This window comes from Streptomyces sp. NPDC043738 (assembly GCF_056436545.1).
Genome location: NZ_JBWKCJ010000030.1, coordinates 26,755 through 48,713 on the forward strand (window position 1 = coordinate 26,755; position 21,959 = coordinate 48,713).

Annotated in this window: 19 protein-coding genes; 3 read left to right on the forward strand and 16 right to left on the reverse strand. The window is 71.5% G+C overall.

Translation table 11 applies throughout. The features are described from left to right. Positions 1–107: 107 nt before the first annotated feature. The 16 genes from AC0680_RS30575 to rsmH form a co-directional block, all read right to left on the reverse strand. Positions 108–1,226: a DivIVA domain-containing protein gene (locus AC0680_RS30575; RefSeq protein WP_478635125.1), complete on the reverse strand. Its 1,119-nt coding sequence runs from the start codon at positions 1,224–1,226 to the stop codon at positions 108–110. A gap of 49 nt (positions 1,227–1,275) precedes the next feature. Beyond that, positions 1,276–1,569 (reverse strand): YggT family protein, encoded by a 294-nt coding sequence (locus AC0680_RS30580; RefSeq protein WP_030415214.1) that lies wholly within the window; start codon positions 1,567–1,569, stop codon positions 1,276–1,278. 70 nt (positions 1,570–1,639) lie between these two features. Continuing rightward, complete coding sequence (locus tag AC0680_RS30585; protein WP_478635129.1) at positions 1,640–2,260, reverse strand: cell division protein SepF; 621 nt, start codon at positions 2,258–2,260, stop codon at positions 1,640–1,642. 123 nt (positions 2,261–2,383) lie between these two features. After that, positions 2,384–3,106 (reverse strand): YggS family pyridoxal phosphate-dependent enzyme, encoded by a 723-nt coding sequence (locus AC0680_RS30590; protein ID WP_478635131.1) that lies wholly within the window; start codon positions 3,104–3,106, stop codon positions 2,384–2,386. Further along, positions 3,103–3,867: a peptidoglycan editing factor PgeF gene (gene pgeF, locus AC0680_RS30595; RefSeq protein ID WP_478635134.1), complete on the reverse strand. Its 765-nt coding sequence runs from the start codon at positions 3,865–3,867 to the stop codon at positions 3,103–3,105. The genes AC0680_RS30590 and pgeF overlap by 4 nt, the downstream gene beginning before the upstream one ends. Positions 3,868–3,881: 14 nt before the next feature. Next, positions 3,882–5,114 (reverse strand): cell division protein FtsZ, encoded by a 1,233-nt coding sequence (ftsZ, locus tag AC0680_RS30600; RefSeq protein WP_478635136.1) that lies wholly within the window; start codon positions 5,112–5,114, stop codon positions 3,882–3,884. A 283-nt stretch (positions 5,115–5,397) separates the two neighbouring features. Next, positions 5,398–6,213 carry a cell division protein FtsQ/DivIB gene (locus AC0680_RS30605; RefSeq protein ID WP_478635139.1) on the reverse strand — a complete coding sequence of 272 codons (816 nt, stop codon included), beginning with the start codon at positions 6,211–6,213 and terminating at the stop codon, positions 5,398–5,400. 22 nt (positions 6,214–6,235) lie between these two features. Beyond that, entirely contained in the window at positions 6,236–7,327 is a 1,092-nt protein-coding gene (murG, locus tag AC0680_RS30610) for an undecaprenyldiphospho-muramoylpentapeptide beta-N-acetylglucosaminyltransferase (protein ID WP_384440840.1), read from the reverse strand. 6 nt (positions 7,328–7,333) lie between these two features. Further along, positions 7,334–8,671, reverse strand: coding sequence for a putative lipid II flippase FtsW (gene ftsW / locus AC0680_RS30615; protein ID WP_478635141.1), 1,338 nt, complete (start codon positions 8,669–8,671; stop codon positions 7,334–7,336). Between the two features lie 58 nt (positions 8,672–8,729). Then, positions 8,730–10,184 carry a UDP-N-acetylmuramoyl-L-alanine--D-glutamate ligase gene (gene murD, locus AC0680_RS30620; RefSeq protein ID WP_478635144.1) on the reverse strand — a complete coding sequence of 485 codons (1,455 nt, stop codon included), beginning with the start codon at positions 10,182–10,184 and terminating at the stop codon, positions 8,730–8,732. Next, the gene (gene mraY / locus AC0680_RS30625; RefSeq protein ID WP_384440864.1) at positions 10,181–11,245 is read right to left on the reverse strand and encodes a phospho-N-acetylmuramoyl-pentapeptide-transferase; all 1,065 of its coding nucleotides are present in this window, start codon (positions 11,243–11,245) and stop codon (positions 10,181–10,183) included. The genes murD and mraY overlap by 4 nt, the downstream gene beginning before the upstream one ends. A 5-nt stretch (positions 11,246–11,250) precedes the next feature. Continuing rightward, entirely contained in the window at positions 11,251–12,723 is a 1,473-nt protein-coding gene (locus AC0680_RS30630) for a UDP-N-acetylmuramoyl-tripeptide--D-alanyl-D-alanine ligase (protein ID WP_478635147.1), read from the reverse strand. A gap of 62 nt (positions 12,724–12,785) precedes the next feature. Next, a complete protein-coding gene (locus tag AC0680_RS30635) occupies positions 12,786–14,546 on the reverse strand; it encodes a UDP-N-acetylmuramoyl-L-alanyl-D-glutamate--2,6-diaminopimelate ligase (RefSeq protein WP_478635149.1) in 1,761 nt (586 codons plus the stop codon). A gap of 18 nt (positions 14,547–14,564) precedes the next feature. Next, positions 14,565–16,589, reverse strand: coding sequence for a peptidoglycan D,D-transpeptidase FtsI family protein (locus AC0680_RS30640; RefSeq protein ID WP_478635152.1), 2,025 nt, complete (start codon positions 16,587–16,589; stop codon positions 14,565–14,567). 7 nt (positions 16,590–16,596) lie between these two features. Continuing rightward, positions 16,597–17,322 (reverse strand): cell division protein FtsL, encoded by a 726-nt coding sequence (ftsL, locus tag AC0680_RS30645; protein WP_478635154.1) that lies wholly within the window; start codon positions 17,320–17,322, stop codon positions 16,597–16,599. Continuing rightward, positions 17,319–18,287 (reverse strand): 16S rRNA (cytosine(1402)-N(4))-methyltransferase RsmH, encoded by a 969-nt coding sequence (rsmH, locus tag AC0680_RS30650; RefSeq protein WP_478635156.1) that lies wholly within the window; start codon positions 18,285–18,287, stop codon positions 17,319–17,321. The genes ftsL and rsmH overlap by 4 nt, the downstream gene beginning before the upstream one ends. 424 nt (positions 18,288–18,711) lie before the next feature. On the opposite strand from rsmH, the gene AC0680_RS30655 reads away from it, so the two are divergent. The 3 genes from AC0680_RS30655 to AC0680_RS30665 all read left to right on the forward strand — a co-directional run bounded on the left by AC0680_RS30655 (position 18,712) and on the right by AC0680_RS30665 (position 21,955). Further along, positions 18,712–19,269 (forward strand): beta-class carbonic anhydrase, encoded by a 558-nt coding sequence (locus AC0680_RS30655; RefSeq protein ID WP_468981786.1) that lies wholly within the window; start codon positions 18,712–18,714, stop codon positions 19,267–19,269. Positions 19,270–19,502: 233 nt separating this feature from the next. Continuing rightward, entirely contained in the window at positions 19,503–20,558 is a 1,056-nt protein-coding gene (locus AC0680_RS30660) for an AAA family ATPase (protein WP_478635159.1), read from the forward strand. Beyond that, positions 20,558–21,955, forward strand: a complete 1,398-nt coding sequence (locus AC0680_RS30665) for a DUF58 domain-containing protein (RefSeq protein WP_478635162.1) — start codon at positions 20,558–20,560, stop codon at positions 21,953–21,955. The genes AC0680_RS30660 and AC0680_RS30665 overlap by 1 nt, the downstream gene beginning before the upstream one ends. Positions 21,956–21,959: the final 4 nt, after the last annotated feature.

Below are 21,959 nucleotides of genomic sequence, written 5' to 3' on the forward strand. Positions count from 1 at the left end.
AAAAACGACCACCCCCCTCCGGCAAAGGGGAAAAAGAGGGGCACCGGCCGGCGAGGCCCCCCCGCGCCCCCCGGCCCTGATTGCCGACGCTACGCGCTAGGCGGGCGTCAGTTGTCGTCCTCGTCGATGAGGAAGCCCCGCATCGGCGACGGCGTCTGCTGCATCGGCTGCGGGCTCTGCGGCCGCACCGGAGCCATCGGCTGGGTCATCGCCGGCGACATCTGCTGCTGACCGCCGTAGGACGGACCGCCGCTGGACTGCCCGGCCATGGAGTGGTTGCCGCCCATCGACTGGCCGCCACCCATCGACTGGCCGCCACCCATGGTGTGGTTGCCGCCCATGGTGCCCGCACCGGCCGACGCCATCGAGGGCGACGGCGGCAGCGAGGCGGCCGCCGGGGTCCGCGGCGGAGCCAGCGAGTCGTCCGCCTGGTTCTCCAGCTGACGCAGCTGGCTCTCCAGGTAGGACTTCAGCCGCGTGCGGTACTCGCGCTCGAAGCCGCGCAGGTCCTCGACCTTGCGCTCCAGCGTCGCGCGGGCCGACTCCAGCGAACCCATCGCCACGCGGTGCTTCTCCTGCGCGTCCCGCTCCAGCGCGTCGGCCTTGGCGCGGGCGTCCCGCTCCAGGCCCTCGGCGCGGCTGCGCGCCTCGCCGACGATCTTGTTGGCCTCGGAACGGGCCTCCGCGATCGCCTGGTCGGCGGTCTGCTGCGCCAGCGACAGCACCCGTGCGGCACTGTCACCGCCGGGGCCACCCTGCTGGGCCTGCGGCAGCTGCTGCGGTCCACCGGGGCCGCCCATCGGGCCACCCATGGGACCGCCGGGGCCCATCGGGCCGGGTCCGTGCGGACCCTGCGGGCCGTGGCCACCGGGACCGGGCGGCAGCTGAGGTGCACCACCGGGCAGTTGGGGCGGGCCACCCATCCCCTGCTGCTGCGGCGGGACCGGCTGCGGACCGGATATGGCGGCGGGCACGGGAGCCCCGGGACGCTGCTGCTGCTCCTGCTGCTGGTCCGGTCCCTTGCGCAGCCCCTGCTGCTGATTCTGCGCCGCGGCGCGGGTGGCCGCGGCCAGCTTGGCGCGCAGGTCCTCGTTCTCCCGGAGCAGCCTGGTCAGTTCTGCTTCAACCTCGTCGAGGAAGGCATCGACCTCGTCCTCGTCATAGCCTTCTCGGAGGCGGACGGTCGTGAACTGCTTGTTCCGCACGTCCTCGGGGGTCAACGGCATCTCTACTTCACCTCAACGTAGTCGTCGGCAATCGGCAAGACCGTATCGTTCACACCAACAACACCGACCTCACGACGGTGATCAGGATGTACACGATGATCATCAATACGAAGAAGGACAGGTCGAGCGCCACGCCCCCGAGACGCAGCGGCGGAATTACCCGCCGCAGAAGCTTGAGTGGCGGATCAGTGACAGTGTAGGCGGCCTCAAGAATGACCACCATCGCCTTGCCCGGTTGCCATGAACGGGCGAACTGGAAGACATAGTCCATCACCAGCCGGAAGATCAACACGATCAGGAAGCAGTACAGCGCGATATAGATCACCTGACCAGCGACACTCATCTCGCGCGTCCCTCTCCCCTTGCTTGCCTCTGTGTTGACCTTACGGCCCTGGTGTGCCCGGTGTTGCGTCTCAGCTCTGGTTGAAGAACCCGCCCTCTGCGATACGGGCCTTGTCCTCCGCCGTGACATCGACGTTAGCAGGCGACAACAGGAACACCTTCTGCGTCACCCGCTCGATGCTCCCGTGAAGACCAAACACCAAACCTGCCGCAAAGTCGACAAGTCGCTTCGCATCAGTATCGTCCATCTCCGTGAGATTCATGATCACCGGAGTGCCCTCGCGGAAGTGTTCCCCGATGGTACGGGCTTCGTTGTAGGTCCGGGGGTGGAGTGTGGTGATGCGGTACGGCTCCCGCTCGGACACAACCTTGGGCATGATCACCGGTGCGTTCTTCTCCAGATTCGGGCGGTCGGGTGTGATGGATGCCACGGGTGCGATTCGCGCGGGTCGTCCGCTTTCCGCGGCGAGCGGGGTAGGTTCGCGTTGCGCCGGAGGCGTCACGGCACGGACGGGTTCGTCCCGTTCCGGCCGCGTTTCGGACTGCACTTGGTGCTGTTGACGCCGCCCCCGATCAGGCTCCGGGTCAAGCTCGGGCTCGAACTCGTCGTCGGGGTCGAACCCCCGGCCGTCGTACCCATCGTCCTCCACGAGGCCGAGGTAGACCGCCATCTTGCGCATCGCGCCGGCCATTCTCTGCGTCCTCCGCTCTGTGGTGGATCGGCTCCGTCACCGGGTGCCTTGGATCCACGCGGGCCTCCCGCTTTCTGCGGGAATGACCATATTTTGTGCTGTGGTCCGACTTGCTTGGCGACGTTACCCGAGCCGTGGTCGGACTCCGAGTACCGCAGTGCCGACGCGCACATGTGTCGCTCCGGCCGCCACGGCGTCCTCGAGGTCCGCGCTCATGCCTGCTGACACCATGTTGGCAGCAGGATGGGTGGCGCGCAGGTCGGTTGAGATTTCCATGAGCCGTTCGAATGCGGCGAGTTGCCGCCCGGCATAGGGCCCGGCCAGCGGCGCGACGGTCATCACACCGTCCAGCCGCAGCCCTTGGGCCCCGGCGATCGCCTCCGCGAGCGCCGCCACGCCGTCCGGCGCCACGCCGCCGCGGGTGCCCCGCTCCCCCGACTCCGCGTCAAGTGCCACCTGGACGAGGCACCCCAGCTCGCGCTCGGCACGGACCGCTTCCTTGGAGAGCGCGGTGACCAGTCGTGCCCGGTCGACCGACTGAACAATCCCGGCATAACCGGCCACAGACCGCACCTTGTTGGTCTGCAGCTGTCCCACGAAGTGCCAAGTAAGGGGCAAATCACTGCATTCGGCGGCTTTGCCCGCGGCCTCCTGATCGCGGTTCTCCGCGACCTGGCGCACCCCCAGCTCCGCGAGCAGCCGGACGTCGCTCGCGGGGTAGGTCTTGGTGACCACGATCAGGGTCACCTCGTCGCGCGGCCGCCCGGCCTTGGCACAGGCGGCGGAGATACGATTTTCCACCCGGGCCAGGTTGTCGGCCAGTTGCGTCCTGCGGTCGTCCGTCACAGCTCGGCCTCCCCCGGCCCCCGGCCAGGGAGCTCCCCCAGCCACACATAGCTCGCGAGCCGCCCGGTCGTACGGTCGCGCCGATAAGAGAAGTAGTCCGCGGACTCCCGCGTGCAGATGTGGGAATCCTCACGCACCGCCACGCCCGCCGCGGCGAGTTGGGCCCGCACTCCCGCGGTGACATCCACCGCGGGCGTGCCCCAACTGGTCGTCGCATGCGCCTGGGGCACCACCGCCGCGACCTCGGAGCGCATCGCCGCGGGCACCTCGTAGCACCGCCCGCAGATCGCGGGTCCGGTGCGGGCGAGGATCCGCTCCGGCGCCGCGCCCAGTTCCACCATCGCCCCGACGACCGCCGGGACCACCCCGGCCACCAGGCCGGGCCGGCCGGCGTGCGCGGCCCCCGCGATCCCGGCGACCGGGTCGGCCAGCAGCACCGGGGTGCAGTCGGCGGTCAGGACGGCGAGCGCGAGACCCCGGCGGGTGGTGACCACCGCGTCCACACACGGGACATCGGCGTCGCGCCACGGCCCGTCGACGACGGCGACGTCCCGGCCGTGGACCTGGTTCATCCAGACCACCGCGGCCGGGTCGAGGCCGAGTTCCCGTGCCACGAGCGCACGGTTGGCGTGGACGGCCTGCGGGTCGTCGCCGACCGCGCCGCCCAGGTTGAGCTGCTCATACGGAGCGGCGCTCACCCCGCCCCACCTGTCGGTGAAGGCGAAGTGCGCGCCGCTCTCGTGGTGCTGTTGCCCTATCACTTCGGTGCTTTACGTCACTTCAGAAAGTCGGGAACGTCCAGTTCCTCGGCCGAGTCCGAGTACGACGGACGGGCCGGGGGAACCTGCGGGCCGGCCGCCGACGGCGAGGCGACCTCGCCCAGCGAGGAGGAGGACTCGGCGGGCGCCGGCTCCTCATCCCGCACCGGCACCGAGCCCAGGCCACCGAAGGACGACGGCGTACGCGGCTCCGGCGGGGCGGCCGGACGGCTCGGGGCCGGAGCCGGCTCCTCACGCTTCGGGGACGACACGGCGGCCTGCGCATCGCGGCGGGCCGGCGGCTGACCGCCGTCGAAGCCCGCGGCGATGACCGTCACCCGGACCTCGTCGCCCAGCGCGTCGTCGATGACCGCACCGAAGATGATGTTGGCTTCCGGGTGCGCCGCCTCGCTGACCAGCTGCGCGGCCTCGTTGATCTCGAAGAGACCGAGGTCGGAGCCGCCGGAGATGGACAGCAGCACCCCGCGGGCGCCGTCGATGGAGGCCTCCAGGAGCGGCGAGGAGATCGCCATCTCCGCGGCGGCCACCGCGCGGTCGTCGCCGCGCGCCGAGCCGATGCCCATGAGGGCCGAGCCGGCCTCCGACATCACGGACTTGACGTCCGCGAAGTCGAGGTTGATCAGACCCGGGGTGGTGATCAGGTCGGTGATGCCCTGGACACCCGACAGCAGCACCTGGTCCGCGGACTTGAACGCGTCGAGCACGCTCACCTGGCGGTCCGAGATGGACAGCAGTCGGTCATTGGGAATCACGATGAGGGTGTCGACCTCTTCGCGCAGCTGGGCGATGCCGTCCTCGGCCTGGTTGGCGCGACGGCGGCCCTCGAAGGTGAACGGCCGGGTGACCACACCGATCGTCAGGGCGCCCAGCGAGCGCGCGATGTTGGCGACGACGGGTGCGCCGCCGGTGCCGGTGCCACCACCCTCACCCGCGGTCACGAAGACCATGTCGGCCCCCTTGAGGACCTCCTCGATCTCCTCGCGGTGGTCCTCGGCCGCCTTGCGCCCCACATCCGGGTTGGCGCCGGCGCCGAGGCCGCGGGTCATTTCGCGGCCGACGTCGAGCTTGACGTCGGCGTCGCTCATCAGCAGCGCCTGCGCATCGGTGTTGATCGCGATGAACTCGACGCCCTTGAGCCCGACCTCGATCATCCGGTTGATGGCGTTCACGCCACCGCCGCCGATGCCGACGACCTTGATGACTGCGAGGTAGTTCTGCGGTGCTGCCACGTCGAAGGCCTCTCGCCTCGAGTTACGTGTCGTCGCCGCACGTGCGTGTGGACGCCGACTGATGCCGATTGGGGCGGTTCGTATCGCCGACCCGAACCCTAACGTTGAAGTTTAGGGTTACCTGTGCCTGTGTTCCTTGGTTCCATAGTCCCTTTGGAACGAGACACTAAGTCGACAAGGCGCGCCCGTTCAACGAACACGCCGAACCTCCCGTTTTTCTTTTCACCCTATGTGATCACCCATAGTCGTAGCCATCCAGGGTGCTGGCCTGCGGCTGAGTACGTCAACTCCCCGATACCGCAGGGGCGCTGGGAACCGAGACGTCGAAGTGGCGCGCGTCACGTGCCGCTTTCAGCAGCGCGGTCAGCACCTTCGCCTTTTCGGCGCCCTGTTCGCGGCTGCCCCAGGCGACCGTGCGGTCACCGGAAAGGTGGAGGGTGATGGCGTCATAGGACCGTACGCGAACCTTGCGGAGGTTCTTGCGTACGGCCGGGGGCAGATCCTGAGCGACCTCGACCGCGGCACGCCGCAACCGGTCGATTCCGAACTGGCGCAGACTCGGGGAGTCGGAAGCGGCCATTTCCAGAAGCGGAACACCCTTGGGGGCGGCGCCGACGGTGGCGAACCGGACGCCCTCGGCGTCCACTTCAGCAAACTTTCCGCCCGTCGGCATCAGTAGTTCCGGCGTCCTTTCCGTCACCTTCAGACCGATCGTGTGCGGCCAGGACCGTTCGACGTCAACCGTCTTGATGCGCGGCAGCCGCGCGCGCAGCCGGCGGGCGATTGCGTCCGTATCCACCGAAATCAGCGGTGTGTTCATCGGAGTGCGGGCCGCGGCGACGACCTCACGCGGGGTCAGGACCGCGGTGCCGGCGGCCCGCACGCGCTCCACCCGCAGCCAGTTCGAGGCGTAGAGCGCCCAGACGCCAAACGTGCCGAGCAGCACCGCGAGAACCGTGATGATGATCAGACCGCGGCGGCCCGGCGCGCGAAACGGGACGCGCACCCAACGGAATCTGCGTCCGTGCGCCTCCGGGGCGGAGGGCGGGCCGGACGGTGACTTCTTCTCGCCGCGCCGGGCGGTTGTCGGTCCGGCCACGCTCCCTGCCTTCCCTAGTGCACTACTTGTTGTGCTGCGCGATCGCCTCGTAGACCATGCCGACCAGCAGCTCGTCGGCGTCCCGGCGGCCGAACTCGGAGGCCGCGCGGGACATCTCGTACAGCCGGTGCGGATCGGCCAGAACCGGGAGCACGCTGCTTTGCACCCAGTCCGGGGTCAGCTGGGCGTCGTCGACCAGCAGGCCCCCGCCGGCGTTGACCAGCGGCTGGGCGTTGAGCCGCTGCTCGCCGTTGCCGATGGGCAGCGGGACGAACGCGGCCGGGAGCCCGACGGCGGACAACTCGGCGACGGTCATCGCGCCCGCGCGGCAGAGCATCATGTCGGCCGCGGCGTACGCGAGATCCATCCGGTCCACGTACGGTACCGGGACATAGGGGGGCATCCCGGGCATGTTGTCCACATGCGGCAATTCGTTCTTCGGGCCGACCGCGTGCAGGACCTGGATGCCGGCGCGCTGCAGGGCCGGGACGGTGGCCTGGATGACCTCGTTCAGCCGGCGGGCGCCCTGGGATCCGCCGGACACCAGGAGCGTCGGCAGGTTGGGGTCGAGGCCGAAGGCGGCCCGCGCCTCGGGGCGGACCGCGGCGCGGTCCAGGGTGGCGATGGTGCGGCGGAGCGGAATGCCGACATAGCGGGCACCGCGCAGCTTGCTGTCCGGGGTGCTGACCGCGACGAACTTGGCGTACCGCGAGCCGATCTTGTTGGCCAGGCCGGGGCGGGCGTTGGCCTCGTGGACGATGATCGGCACACCGAGCCGCTTGGCGGCCAGATAGCCGGGCAGCGCCACGTAGCCGCCGAAGCCGACCACGCAGTCCGCCTTCGTGCGCTCCAGGATCTGCTCGGCGGCCTTGATCGTGCCGCGCAGCCGCCCGGGGACGGTGATCAGCTCAGGGGTGGGCTTGCGCGGCAGCGGTACGGCCGGGATGAGGCCCAGCTCATAGCCGCGCTCCGGGACGAGCCGGGTCTCCAGCCCCTTCTCCGTGCCGAGTGCCGTGATCCCCACGGTGGGGTCCTGCCTCCGCAGTGCGTCCGCGAGGGCGAGCGCGGGCTCGATGTGGCCGGCGGTCCCCCCACCGGCGAGTACGACATGCACCGAAATTCACCGCTCTCCGGACGGCCGCTTCTTGACGCGCCGTCTCATCGTCTTCCATCTCACCCCAGCCGGTCTCCTGCCGAAGACCGGCTGCCGCATGGCCAGCGCCGCCCGTGCAGCGGGCTCGTCACGCGCGAAGGCGATCAGCAGCCCGATGGCGAACATCGTGGGCAGCAGGGCGGAGCCTCCGTAGGAGAACAGCGGGAGCGGGACACCGGCGATCGGCAGCAGGCCGAGCACCGCACCGACGTTGATCACGGCCTGGGCCGTGATCCAGGTGGTCACGCCTCCCGCGGCGTACCGTACGAAGGGGTCCTCCGTGCGTCCGGCCACGCGGATACCCGCATAGCCTAGAGCCGCGAAGAGGGCGAGCACCGACAGCGTCCCCGCCAGACCCAGTTCCTCCCCGGTGATGGCGAAGATGAAGTCGGTGTGCGGTTCAGGGAGTTCACCCCATTTTTCCATACTCGCGCCGAGCCCGGAACCGAAGAATCCGCCGGATGCGAGGGCGTAGATCCCGTGCACGGCCTGCCAGCACTGATCACCGGGCCCCGGATCGGTCGCTCCGATGCAGGCCAGCCGGGACATCCGGTTGGCGCTCGTCATGATCAGCAGCGCGCCGATCACCGAGGCGGCGCCCAGCACCCCCACGAACAGCCGGGTCGGCGCCCCGGCCAGCCACAGCAGCCCGAAGAGGATCGCCGTGAGAATGATCGCGGTGCCCATGTCGCCGCCGAGCATGATCAGCCCGAGCACCAGGAAGGTCACCGGGATCAGCGGCACCAGCAGGTGCTTCCACTGCGTCAGCAGCCTGCGGTCCTGTTTGCGGGCGAGCAGGTCGGCGCCCCACAGGACCAGCGCGAGCTTGCCGAACTCGCTCGGTTGCATCTGGAAAGGTCCGCCGAGGCTGATCCAGTTCTGATTGCCGTTGACCGCGACCCCTATGTCCGGAATCTGCACCAGGCACATCAGGAACACCGAGCCGGCGAGCAGCGGATAGGCCAGCATGCGGTGCACCCGTACCGGGAGCCGGGCGGCGAGCACCAGCAGCCCGCTGCCGAGGACGGCCGCGAGCAGCTGTTTGCGGAAGAAGAACGTCGGGGCCAGGCCGGACTGCAGCGCCTTGATCTGGGACGCCGAGTAGACCATCACCAGCCCCAGGACGGTGATCAGCAGACTGCCGCCGAGGATGAGGTAGTACGCGGTCAGCGGACGGTCCCAGGCCCGTCTCAGCCGGGCGTGGAGCCCCCGCGGGCCGCCCGGCGGACGGCCGCCCCGCGGCGGGCGCACCGGCGTGGTCCGGCGGGGCCGGCGCGCCGCCGCCTTCGCCGATCGGGCCGTCATCCTCGTCCCCTCCACGGGTGCGCTCGCCGCCGGTCCGGCGGCAGCGGGGAGAAAGGGTCTACCGGTCCCCCGCGGTCAGCTCGCGGACCGCTTCGGCGAAGGCCTCGCCCCGCTTGTTGTAGTTGACGAACATGTCCATCGAGGCACAGGCCGGAGCCAGCAGGACGGTGTCGCCGGGCGCGGCCAGACGGGTCGCTTCCCGGACCGCCTGAGGCATCGCCCCAGTGTCGGTCCGGTCGAGGTCGACCACCGGGACATCGGGGGCGTGTCGCGCCAGGGCTTCGCGAATCAGCGCCCGATCGGCGCCGATCAGCACCACCCCGCGCAGCCGGGCCGCGGACTTCAGGACCAGCTCGTCGAAGGTCGCGCCCTTGGCGAGCCCGCCGGCGATCCACACGATGTGCTCGTACGCCGCCAACGACGCCTCGGCGGCGTGGGTGTTGGTGGCCTTGGAGTCGTCGATGTAGGCGACGCCGTCGATGTCCGCGATGTGCTCGATGCGGTGCGCGTCCGGGTGAAAGGCGCGCAGCCCGTCGCGTACGGCGGCGGGGGCGACGCCGAAGGCCCTGGCCAGCGCGGCCGCGGCGAGGGCGTTGGCGATGTTGTGGGGCGCCGCGGGCCGGACGTCGGCGACCTCGGCGAGCTCCTGGGCCTGCTTGTGCCGGTTCTCGACGAAGGCGCGGTCGACGAGGATGCCCTCGACGACACCGAGTTGGGAGGGGCCGGGGGTGCCGAGGGTGAAGCCGATCGCGCGGCAGCCCTCCTCGACGTCGGCCGCCCGGACCAGGTCCTCGGTCGCCGGGTCGGCGACGTTGTAGACGCAGGCGACGGTGTTGCCCTCGTAGATCCGGCCCTTGTCGGCGGCGTAGGCCTCCATGGAGCCGTGCCAGTCCAGATGGTCGGGGGCGAGGTTGAGGACCACCGCCGAGTGCGCCCGCACCGAGGGGGCCCAGTGCAGCTGGTAGCTGGAGAGCTCGACCGCGAGCACGTCGTACGACGTGTCCTCCCGCTTCCCCTCGCCGAGCACCACGTCGACGAGCGGGACCCCGATGTTGCCGACGGCGGCGGTCCGCAGACCGGCCGCCTCCAGGATCGAGGCCAGCATCTGGACGGTGGTGGTCTTGCCGTTGGTGCCGGTGACGGCCAGCCACGGGGCGGCGTCCGGGCCGCGCAGCCGCCAGGCGAGCTCGACATCACCCCACACCTCGATGCCGGCCTTCTCGGCCGCGAGGAAGAGCGGGCTGGTCGGCTTCCAGCCCGGGGTGGTGACGATCAGTTCCGTGCCCTCGGGGAGGGTGTCGCCGTCGCCGAGGCGGACGGTGACCCCCAGCTCCTCCAGTTCGGCGGCCTGCGCGCGCTCGCGGTCGCCGTCGCTGCTGTTGACGACGGTGACACGGGCGCCGAGGCCGGCCAGCGCGCGGGCGGCGGGAACGCCGCTCACGCCCAGGCCGGCGACGGTGATGTGCAGACCGGAGAACCCCGCGGGGGCGTCGGTCGGGCCGTGCGTGGTCACTTCGCCGCCTGCCAGCCGCCGTAGAAGATGCCGAGTCCCACGATGACGCACATGCCCTGGATGATCCAGAACCGGACCACCACAAGGACTTCCGACCACCCCTTGAGTTCGAAGTGGTGCTGTAGTGGCGCCATCCGGAAGACCCGCTTGCCGGTCAGCTTGAAGGAGCCGACCTGGATGACCACGGACATCGTGATCAGGACGAAGAGACCGCCGAGGAGGGCGAGCAGCAGCTCCGTGCGGGAGCAGATCGCCAGGCCGGCCAGCGCGCCGCCCAGGGCCAGCGAGCCGGTGTCGCCCATGAAGATCTTGGCGGGTGAGGTGTTCCACCACAGGAAGCCGAAGCAGGCGCCCATCAGCGCGGACGCGACGACCGCGAGGTCGAGGGGGTCACGCACCTCGTAGCAGCCCGGTCCGGCGGTGATCTGGTTGGCGCAGGACTCCTGGTGCTGCCAGATGCCGATGAAGGTGTACGCGCCGAAGACCATCACCGAGGCGCCGGTGGCCAGGCCGTCGAGGCCGTCGGTGAGGTTCACGCCGTTGGACATCGCCAGGATCATGAACAGCGCCCAGATCACGAAGATCACCGGGCCGATCTGCCAGCCGAAGTCCTGGGTGAAGGACAGCCGGTCGGAGGCCGGAGTCTGCCCGCGCATGTCGGCGAACTGCAGGGAGAGCACCGCGAAGGCGATACCGACGATCAGCTGGCCGGCCATCTTCGCCTTGGCCCGCAGGCCCAGCGAACGCTGCTTGACGATCTTGATGTAGTCGTCCAGGAAGCCGACCAGGCCCATGCCCGCGAAGAGGAACAGCACCAGCACGCCCGAGAAGGTCGGATCGCTGGAGGTGATCACCTTCGTCAGGGCGTAGGCGATGATCGTCGCCAGGATGAAGGAGATACCGCCCATGGTGGGCGTGCCCTTCTTGCTGCCGTGGGTGCGGGGGCCGTCATCGCGGATGAACTGCCCGTACCCCTTCTTCGCCAGCAGCTTGATCAGCAGCGGGGTGCCGATCAGGGTCAGGAAGAGCCCGATCATTCCGGAGAAGAGGATCTGCTTCATCGAGTTCATCGGGTCGCGGCTCCACCCTCAGCGCCCGCGGCGCCCACCATGCCCTGGTCGTCCAGCAAAGCTGCGGCGACCCGCTCCAGCCCCACCGACCTGGACGCCTTCACCAGCACGACGTCTCCCGGCCGCAGCTCGCTGCGCAACAGGTCGACCGCCGCCCGCGCGTCGGACACGTGCACCGACTCCTCACCCCACGAACCCTCGTTCTTGGCGCCCATGTCGAGCCAGGCCGCTTCCCTGCCGCCGACTGCCACGAGCTTGCTGACGTTGAGCCGGACGACCAGCCGCCCGACCGCGTCGTGTTCGGCGAGTGACTCCTCACCGAGCTCGGCCATCTCACCGAGCACCGCCCACGTACGACCGCCCTTCGCCTTGGCGGCTGCGCCCATCGCGACCAGCGCTCGCAGCGCCGCTCGCATGGACTCCGGGTTCGCGTTGTAGGCGTCGTTGACGACCGTCACGCCGTCCGCGCGCTCGGTGACCTCCATACGCCAGCGGGAGAGCGTGCCGGCTTCGGAGAGCGCGGTGGCGATCTCGTCTACGGGCATGCCCAACTCATGGGCGACGGCGGCCGCGGCGAGCGCGTTCGACACGTGGTGCTCACCGTACAGCCGCATGGTCACATCACTGCACCCGGAGGGTGTGTGAAGCGTGAAGGCGGGCTGTCCGAGCTCCGTGAGCCGGACATTCTCGGCACGTACGGCAGCGTCCTCGGACTCACCGAACAGGACCGTACGGGCCTTCGTACGCGCGGCCATGGCGCGGACGTAGGGATCGTCGGCGTTGAGCACCGCGATCCCGCCCGCCTGCGGCCCTTCGGTCCCTTCACCGGCCGCCGGCAGCGCCTCGACGAGTTCGCCCTTCGCCTCGGCGATCTTCTCGCGGCCGCCGAACTCTCCGATGTGCGCGCTGCCGACGTTGAGCACCACACCGATCCTCGGCGGGGTCAGCTCGGCGAGGTAGCGGATGTGGCCGACGCCGCGGGCGCCCATCTCCAGGACGAGGTGCCGGGTGGCGTCATCGGCGCGCAGCGCGGTCAGCGGCAGCCCGATCTCGTTGTTGAGGTTGCCCTCGGGCCAGACCGTCGGGCCGTGCCGCTGCAGCAACTGGGCGATCAGGTCCTTGGTGCTGGTCTTGCCGGCCGAGCCGGTCAGGCCGATGACGGTGGTGCCCAGCCGGTCGACGACGGCACGGGCGAGCGCGCCGAGCGCGGCGACCACGTCGTCGACGACGATCGCGGGGACGCCTACGGGGCGGGCGGCCAGGACGGCCACCGCGCCCGCCTCGACGGCGCCCTGCGCGAAGTCATGGCCGTCGACGCGCTCCCCGGCGAAGGCCACGAACAGACCGCCGGGGCGTACCGCGCGGGAGTCGGTGACGACGGGCCCGGTGACCTGGAGGCCGGGGTCCGGTATGTCGTGCTGCTGCCCGCCGACGATGCTCGCGATCTCGGCGAGCGACAAGGAGATCACAGGTCACCCCCGGTGCGGGGCGGGCGGTGACGGCGGAAGGGTTGTGCGCGCATGGCGGTGTGTCATCCCCGGTGGTTCGGCTGCGGTGACTGCTGCGACTTCAGTGCTGCCTCGATGGCCTCGCGCAGCACCTGACGGTCGTCGAAGGAGCGGACCACTCCGGCGATGTCCTGGCCCTGCTCATGGCCCTTGCCCGCGACGATCACGGTGTCGCCGGGCTCGGCGCGGGCGACGGCGGCGGCGATGGCGGCGGCCCGCTCTTCCTCGACCAGCACCGTGCCGCGTTCGTGGACCGGCACCTCGGCGGCGCCCGCGAGCATGGTGGCGAGGATCGCGAGCGGGTCCTCGTTGCGGGGGTTGTCGGAGGTCAGGATGGCCGTGTCGGCGAGGCGGGCCACCGCGGCGCCCATGGGGGCGCGCTTGTGCGGGTCGCGGTCGCCGCCGCAGCCGAGCACGGCGTGCAGCTTGCCGTCGGTGACCTTGCGCAGCGCGCGCAGGACCGATTCGACGGCATCGGTCTTGTGCGCGTAGTCGACCACCGCCAGGTACGGCTGGCCGGCGTCGACGCGCTCCAGGCGGCCGGGGACGCCGGGCACCGCCGCGACGCCGTCGGCCGCGGTCTGCGCGTCGATGCCGGCGACGACCAGCGAGACGATCGCGGCGAGCGCGTTGGCGACGTTGAACGGGCCGGCGATCGGGGACGCGGCACGCACGGTCCGCCCGTCGGGGCCGTGCACCGTGAAGGTCGAGCCGAGCGCGCCGACCTCGACGTCGGAGGCCCGCCAGTCCGCGTCCGGGTGCCCCTCGGCGGAGAAGGTGGTGACCGGGACCTCGGACTCGCCCTCGGCCAGCCGCCGGCCGTACTCGTCGTCGAGGTTCACGACCCCGGCGCGGCTGCGGGCCTTGGTGAACAGCTGGGCCTTGGCCTGGAAGTAGTCCTCCATGCCGGAGTGGAACTCCATGTGCTCCGGGCTGAGGTTGTTGAAGATCGCGACGTCGAAGACGCAGCCGTCGACCCGCCCCAGGACCAGCGCGTGGCTGGAGACCTCCATGGCCAGGGCGCGGACGCCGCGCTCGCGCATGACCGCGAACAGCGCCTGGAGGTCGGTGGCCTCGGGCGTGGTGCGCTCGGACTTGATGCGCTCGTCGCCGATACGGGTCTCCACCGTGCCGATCAGGCCGGTCAGGCCCCCGTCGGGGCGCTTGGCGGCCGCGGCCCGCAGGCCGCCCTCGATGAGGTAGGCGGTGGTGGTCTTGCCGGAGGTGCCGGTGATGCCGATCTGGAGCAGGTCCTCGCCCGGCGCGCCGTAGATCGAGACGGCCAGGGCGCCCATCCGTGCGCGCGGGTTGTCGACGACCAGGACCGGCAGGCCGGTCGCGGCGGCGCGTTCGGCGCCCGTCGGGTCGGTCAGGATCGCCGCGGCTCCGAGGTCGGCGGCCTGGGCGACGAAGTCGGCACCGTGCAGCCGGGCGCCGGGCAGCGCGGCGTAGACGTCGCCGGGGCGGACCGCCCGGGAGTCATGGGTGATCCCGGTGACGGCGACGGACTGCGCGGCGTCGGCACCGGCGTGGCCCGCGGCGGAGATCGGGGTGCCCAGCTGCTCGGCGAGGTCCGCCAGGGGGGTGGGGCGGACCTGTTCAGGGCGCGGCGCTCCCGGGTACGTGCCGGGGCCGCCCTTCTCGGCGTGCGGGGCTTTCGGGGACTGATCAGCGTGTGACACGGCGGTGAGCGTACCGGGCCGATCGTGCCCGGGGCGAAGTGAGGGTTGTGTGGAGGTGCGGCTTCGGGGCTCGGGGGACCCGGCGGGGGTGATGGTCGTCACGGCGGAATTGCCTCGATTTCATTGGCCTGGCGTGAAGGTGACCGGGAGCCGCGGGGGCTTGGCGCCGGTCGGCGGGACCTGGAGGGTTTTCAGCGCGAACGCCATGACCTGCTGGTAGATCGGACCACAGACCTGGCCGCCGAAATAGCTGCCTTTGGTGGGGTTCTGCACGGCGCAGTAGACCGTGATCCGGGGCTTGTCGGCCGGCGCGAAGCCGGCGAAGGAGGCGGTGTAGCCGTGGTACCGGCCCGTCTTGGGGTCCACCCGGTTGGACGTGCCGGTCTTGCCGCCGACCCGGTAGCCGTCGATCTTCGCCTTCGAGCCGGTGCCTTCCTCGTCGTCCACCACCGACTCCAGCATGGTGGCCAGCGTGCGCGCCGTCTCCTTGCTGACCACGCGGTTCTTGGCGGGTTTGGGTGCCCGGACGTAGTGGCCGTCGGGTCCGGTGCTGCCGCGGACCAGTGTGGGGGCGATGCGCTCGCCGCCGTTGGCGATCGTGGAGTAGACGGATGCGGCCTGCAGGGCGTTGAGCGACAGTCCCTGGCCGAAGGGGATCGTGTACTGCTGGGAGGTGTTCCAGTCCTGCGGTTTGGCCAGGATGCCGGCGGTCTCCCCGGGGAAGCCCAGTCCGGTCGGCTTGCCGATGCCGAATTTGCGCAGGTAGGAGTAGAGGACCCGGTTGGCCTCGGGCTGGTTCCTGCCGAGCTGGCCGGTCGCCAGGATCGTGCCGATGTTGCTGGACTTGGCGAGCACGCCGTTGAGCGTCAGGTGCCAGGTCTTGTGGTCGACGTCGTCGGCGAAGAGGCGGTCGCCGCGGTGCAGCCGGTTGGGCACGGTGACCCGGGTGGAGGGGGTGGCGACGCCCTCCTCCAGTACGGCGGCCATCGACATCAGCTTGCTGGTGGACCCCGGTTCGAACGCGTCGGAGAGCGCGGCGTTGCCCAGCGCCTCCGGGTCGGCCCGGGAGATGTCGTTGGGGTCGAACGCGGGGGAGTTGGCCAGCGCCAGGATCTCGCCGGTGCGGGTGTCCTGGACGACGACGTAGCCGCGGTCGGCCCCCGACTTGGCGACCTGCTTGGCGATGGCCTTCTGGGCCGCCCACTGGATGTCGCGGTCCAGGGTCAGCTCGACGTCGGTACCCGGGACGGCGGGGATCTCGTGGGTGTCGGCGGTGGGCACCCGGCGGCCGCCGGACTGCGCGTAGACGAACTTGCCGTCCTTGCCCGCCAGCTGCTGGTCCAGGCGCGCCTCCAGGCCGCCGCCGCCCTTGCCCGCGCTGTTGACGAAGCCGAGGACGCCGGAGGCGAGGTCCTTGTTGGGGTAGAGGCGCTTGGAGTGCTTGTCGGCGAAGATCCCGACGAGCACGTTGGGACGGGGCGCGCGCTTGGGGGCGGCGGCCGCCTTGGCGTCGAGGTCCTTGCGGAGGTCCTTGATCCGCTTCCAGACCTGCGGGGTCCGCTGCCGGGCGAGCAGGACGTAGCGGACCTTGGGCTGGTCGAGCTTGCGGGTGAGGGTGGCCTCGTCCTCACCCAGGAGCGGTGCCAGCAGCGCGGCAGCCCGCCGGGGGGCGTCGTCGATCTTGGTCTTGTCGGACGCCAGCAGGCTCGGGTCGGCGGTGATGTCGTACGCGTCCACGGTGGTGGCCAGGTTCACGCCGTTGCGGTCGGTGATCGCCCCGCGCTCGGCGGCCAGCTTGACCGGCACATAGCGGTTCTCGTTGGCCTTGGCGGCGTACGCCCCGGCGTCCACGGCCTGCACCTGGAAGAGCCGTACGACGAAGACCAGCATGATCAGCGTCAGTCCGAGGGCGACCAGCCGCAGCCGGGGGCGCGGGCTGGCCAGACGCAGCGGCGGCGGCCCGGAGCGGGGACGCGCCGGCCGGGGGGCGGGGCGACCGGCGCCGGCCCTGGGGGTGCCCCGCCGGGGCGCGCCGGGCTTGGGCCGCGGGCGCCCGGCGGCGGGTGGGCGCCCGGCGCGGTTCCCGGCCTGACCGCCGCGCTGGGCCGGGCGCGGTACCCGGCGGGGTTCCCTGGGCTCGGTCATGCCGCGTTCACCTGCCGGAGGTCGTCGGGGAGGGGGCGGGCACCGACCCCCATACGGGGGCGGTGGGGGCGCCGATGCCGAACGGGACGCGCGGGGTGGCGGAGGCCGGGGATGCGGGGGCGGCCTCGGGGGCCGGGGATGCGGCGGAGGCCGGGGTGCCGTGGGCGCCCGCCGGCGGCGGGGTGCTCTCCGGGGCCAGCGTGACGGAGCCGACCGGGACCGGCGGCCGGACCGAGGGCGCCGCGACGGGCGGCGCCGCAGGGGCGGAGGGGGCGGACGAGGTGGACGGGGCGTTCAGTGCGGCCGCCCTCAAAAGCGCGGCCGCCGAGGGCTTGGCGGAGCTGCTCAGCGGCGCCCCCTGGGACGTGGCCGGGTGCGGGCTGCCGAGCACCCTGCCGTCCGGGAGCAGGAACACCGGGGAGCCCCCGGGCACCATCCCCAGTTCTCGGGCCCGGCGCTCCAGCGCGTCCGGGGCGGAGGAGGCGTCCACCTCCTGCTGCAGCGCCTGCTGCTCGTCGGTCAGCTCGCCGGTCTCGCGCTCCAGCTTGTCGAGCTCGAACGACCCTTGGTTGAGCGCGGAGTTGAGCAGCAGCAGCGTGATCAGTCCGGAGCCGAGCAGGACGACGATCAGGAGCACGAAGGGCGTGCGTGCCGCGGTGCCGCGCGGGGCGGCGGAGGAGGGGAACAGCGCGGAGAGCCGTTTCTGTCTCCGCGGCCGCCCCTGGCCTCTCACGCGGTGTCCTCGACGTTCTCGCGGATCCGCTCCGCGCCGCGCAGCCGGGCGGGGGCGGCGCGGCGGTTCTCGGCGATCTCCTCCTCCGTGGGGAGCTCGGCGCCGCGGGTCAGCAGCTTCAGGCGGGGCTGGTAGCGCTCGGGGACGACCGGCAGCCCGGGCGGCGCGGTGCTGCTCGCACCGGCCGCGAAGACCTGCTTGACCAGCCGGTCCTCCAGCGACTGGTACGACAGGACGGCGATCCGGCCGCCGACCGCGAGCGCCTTCACCGCGGCCGGGATGGCCCGCTCCACGCTCGCCAGCTCCCCGTTGACCTCGATGCGCAGCGCCTGGAACGTGCGCTTGGCGGGGTTGCCGCCGGTGCGCTTGGCGGCCTGCGGCAGCGCGTCGCGGATCAGCTCGACCAGCCGCGCGCTGTTGGTGAACGGCTCCTTCTCGCGCTCGCGCACGACGGCCGCGACGATCCGCTTGGCCTGCTTCTCCTCTCCGTAGGAGCGCAGGATCCGCACCAGCTCACCGGGGGCGTAGGTGTTGAGGACCTCGGCGGCGCTGATGCCGGTCGTCTGGTCCATCCGCATGTCCAGCGGGGCGTCCTGCGCGTACGCGAAGCCGCGGTCGGCCTCGTCGAGCTGCATGGAGGAGACGCCGAGGTCGAACAGCACGCCCTGGACGCGCGGGATGCCGAGCCGGTCGAGGACCTCGGGGAGCTCGTCGTAGACGGCGTGCACCAGGGTGGCGCGCTCGCCGTAGGGGGCCAGCCGCTCCCCGGCGAGCTTCAGGGCGGCCGGGTCGCGGTCGAGGGCGATGAGGCGGGCCGCCGGGAAGGCGGTGAGCAGTGCCTCGCTGTGCCCTCCGAGACCGAGCGTGCAGTCGACGACGACCGCACCGGGCTCGGCGAGCGCGGGGGCGAGCATGTCCAGGCAACGCTGGAGCATGACGGGTACGTGGCGAGTATTGCTGCTCATGCGCCTTCCGATGGCCGGGCGGCAGGTGGGTCCCCCGGCCGCTGGCTGGGGGAGGCCGCACGTACCGCTTGGTCCCCGCCCGCTCTGAAGGGGAAGTGGCCCTCCGGCGACGGGGAAGTGACGTCGGAAGACCATAGGAGCGGGAGGAGGCCGAGCCGTACGTACGATTCGCGCACGCGAGGAATTCGGTATCCAAGGAGAGCGTCACGCCTCCCACTTCGCGCCACTTTAGTCCACCGGCTGTCCCGGTCAATCAACCGGTTCCGCGCGTCCCGCGACGGCTTTCCGCGGGCCTCGCGACGGCTTCTCACCCGGATGGCGGGCGTGCGGGCGGGCCTGTGCATTACCTCACAAGGAGTGACGTTGCCCCCTATGCCCGGCCTCTCATACAGCCGGAACGGCCTGTGGCCATTACCGTGAGTCCATGCCCATACCTGCGTCGAAGCCGCTGCCCCAGTCCGCCGACGACACCGCCCGTAGCGGTGGCACGGTCACCGACCGTCTCGTCGAGGCCAACCAGCGCTATGCCGCCGCCTTCACCGACCCCGGAATGGACGCCCGTCCGGTCCTCAAGGTCGCCGTGGTGGCCTGCATGGACGCCCGTCTCGACCTGCACGCCGCCCTCGGCCTCGAACTCGGCGACTGCCACACCATCCGCAACGCGGGCGGTGTGGTGACCGACGACATCATCCGCTCCCTGACGATCAGCCAGCGGGCCCTCGGCACCCGCTCCGTCGTCCTCATCCACCACACCGGCTGCGGTCTGCTCAGCCTGACCGAGGACTTCCGCCACGAACTGGCGGACGAGGTCGGACAGCGCCCCACCTGGGCCGTCGAGGCGTTCAAGGACCTCGACGAAGACGTCCGGCAGTCCATGGAGCGGGTGCGCACCTCCCCCTTCCTGCCGCACACCGACGACGTCCGCGGCTTTGTGTTCGACGTGACAACGGGTCTGCTGCGGGAGATCGAGCCGCGCGCCTGACCTGCGCGACCTTCCCGGCGGACCCGCGGATCGAGCCGGAAGGACCGGTTCGCCGGGAAGGTACCGATATCGCGTGGTGAGTTATCCACAGGCCATGACGCGGAGCCGCGCGGGCAGCAAGAATGCGTAGGTGACGTCGCGCCGGCGGTGGCCGGGCGGGACGCGCGTGTTCGGGGAGGGGCCGGGTCCGCAGAGGGGGCGTCGGCCCGCGGTACAGGGCCGAGGAGGGCCGAGTGACGACGTATGACGAACGAGCGAGCCTTGAGGGTCCGCCCGTGCGGGGGAAGCCGAGCGCCGGGGGAGATCTGACCGCCACCGCGGAGCGCGTTCACCGGTCGGTGGAGAGCGTCATCGAAGGCAAGCCGGAGGTCGTACGGCTCGCACTGACCGTGCTCCTCGCCGAGGGCCATCTGCTGATCGAGGACGTTCCCGGCGTCGGCAAGACCATGCTCGCCAAGGCCCTGGCCCGCTCCATCGACTGCTCGGTGCGGCGCATCCAGTTCACGCCCGACCTGCTGCCCTCCGACATCACCGGCGTCAGCATCTTCGACCAGCAGCACCGCGACTTCGAGTTCAAGCCCGGCGCGATCTTCTCCCAGATCGTCATCGGCGACGAGATCAACCGCGCCTCTCCCAAGACGCAGTCCGCGCTGCTGGAGTCCATGGAGGAGCGCCAGGTCACGATGGACGGGCAGACCTACGAACTGCCCAGCCCCTTCATGGTCGTCGCCACCCAGAACCCGGTGGAGATGGAAGGCACCTACCCGCTCCCCGAGGCACAGCGGGACCGCTTCATGGCGCGGGTGTCGATCGGCTATCCCAGCCCGTCGGCCGAGCTGCGGATGCTCGACGTGCACGGCGGCGCCTCCCCGCTCGACGACCTCCAGCCGGTGGCGCACGCCCACGAGATCCTGAAGCTGATCGACACGGTGCGCGAGGTCCATGTCGCCGAGACGGTCCGCCGATACGCCGTGGACCTGGTGGTGGCCACCCGCAGCCACCCCGAGCTCCGGCTCGGCGCCTCGCCCCGGGCCACGCTGCATCTGCTGCGCGCCGCCAAGGCCTCCGCCGCGCTCCTGGGGCGGGACTACGCCCTGCCGGACGATGTGCAGTCCCTGGCGGTGCCGGTGCTCGCCCACCGTCTGCTGCCCACCGCCCAGGCCCAGTTGAACCGCCGCTCGGCCGAACAGCTCGTCCTGGAGATCCTGCAGCGCGTCCCGGTCCCCGACCCCTCCGCGCAGCCGTGGCGGAGCCACGGCCGGCAGCCGCCCGGCGTACGGGGGTTGTGATGGCCGAGGGGGGGATCGAGGGGACGCCCGAGCGGGGCGGGCTGCGGGCGGCCCTCGGGGGGCTGACGACACGGGGCAGGTCGTTCCTGGCCGCCGGGGTGGCCGCCGCGGTGTGCTCCTACCTCCTGGGGCAGGCGGATCTGCTGCGCGTCGGGCTGCTGCTCGCGGCCCTGCCACTGGTCTGCGTCCTGGTGCTGCACCGCACCCGCTACCGCGTCGCCGGCAGCCGTACGCTCTCCCCCGCCCGAGTGCCCGCGGCCTCCGAATCCCGGGTCCGGCTGCGGATGGAGAACATCTCCCGGCTGCCCACGGGCGTACTGATGCTCCAGGACCGGGTGCCCTACGTCCTCGGCCCCCGGCCGCGCTTCATCCTGGACCGCGTCGAGGCCGGCGGCCGCCGCGAGGTCTCCTACCGCGTCCGCTCCGACCTGCGCGGCCGCTATCCCCTGGGACCGCTGCAGCTGCGCCTGTCCGACCCGTTCGGCATGTGCGAGCTGACCCGCTCCTTCAGCGCCTGCGACACACTGACGGTGGTCCCCCGGACCGAGCCGCTGCCCGCGGTCCGGCTGGCCGGCGAGACGGCCGGGTACGGCGAGGGACTGCAGCGCTCGCTGGCACTGGCCGGCGACGACGACATCATTCCGCGCGACTATCGGCACGGCGACGACCGGCGCCGGATCCACTGGCGGTCCACGGCGCGCCGCGGCGAGCTGATGGTGCGCCGGGAGGAGCAGCCGCAGAAGGCGCGCTGCACGGTCCTGCTCGACACCCGCGAGCTCGCCCATCCTGGAGGCGGCCCCGACTCGGCCTTCGAGTGGGCGGTGACGGCGGCCGCGTCGACCGCGGTGCATCTGCTGGAGCGCGGCTTCTCGGTCCGGCTGCTGACGGACACCGGCATGTCCGTGCCCGGCCCCGACGGCCACGGCGGCTTCGCGGGCGGCACGGCGTCCGCCGATGCCGCGGGCCTGCTGCTGGACTCCCTCGCCGTCGTGGAGCACTCCGAGCAGGAGGGGATCTCGGCGGCGTACGACGTGCTGCGCGGCGGCAGCGAAGGGCTGCTGGTCGCCTTCTTCGGCGATCTGGACGACGAACAGGCCGCGGTCGCCGGGCAGATGCGCCGGCGCAGCGGCGCCGCGATCGCCTTCGTCCTGGACGGTGACGCCTGGGCCCGGGGCCCCGGCGGCATCAGGTTCTCCACCGGCCAGGTCCCGATGGCCGAGCGGCTGCGGCTGCTGCGGCAAGCGGGCTGGACGGCGCTGCCGGTGACGCCCGGCGACTCCCTCCCCGACCTGTGGCGGGCGGCGGCGGACCGTGCGGGGACGCTGTCCGAACGGGCGGCTGACGTGGTCGGAGAGACGGGCCACGGCTCGGCGACGGTGGCGGGGGGACGGACATGAGGGG

Coding starts and splice junctions, on each gene's coding strand:
- AC0680_RS30575 (WP_478635125.1), bottom strand. CDS start 1,226: ATGCCGTTGACCCCCGAGGACGTGCGGAACAAGCAGTTCACGACCGTC.
- mraY (WP_384440864.1), bottom strand. CDS start 11,245: ATGAAGCAGATCCTCTTCTCCGGAATGATCGGGCTCTTCCTGACCCTG.
- ftsW (WP_478635141.1), bottom strand. CDS start 8,671: ATGACGGCCCGATCGGCGAAGGCGGCGGCGCGCCGGCCCCGCCGGACC.
- AC0680_RS30655 (WP_468981786.1), top strand. CDS start 18,712: ATGCCCATACCTGCGTCGAAGCCGCTGCCCCAGTCCGCCGACGACACC.
- AC0680_RS30580 (WP_030415214.1), bottom strand. CDS start 1,569: ATGAGTGTCGCTGGTCAGGTGATCTATATCGCGCTGTACTGCTTCCTG.
- rsmH (WP_478635156.1), bottom strand. CDS start 18,287: ATGAGCAGCAATACTCGCCACGTACCCGTCATGCTCCAGCGTTGCCTG.
- AC0680_RS30640 (WP_478635152.1), bottom strand. CDS start 16,589: ATGACCGAGCCCAGGGAACCCCGCCGGGTACCGCGCCCGGCCCAGCGC.
- AC0680_RS30585 (WP_478635129.1), bottom strand. CDS start 2,260: ATGGCCGGCGCGATGCGCAAGATGGCGGTCTACCTCGGCCTCGTGGAG.
- AC0680_RS30665 (WP_478635162.1), top strand. CDS start 20,558: ATGGCCGAGGGGGGGATCGAGGGGACGCCCGAGCGGGGCGGGCTGCGG.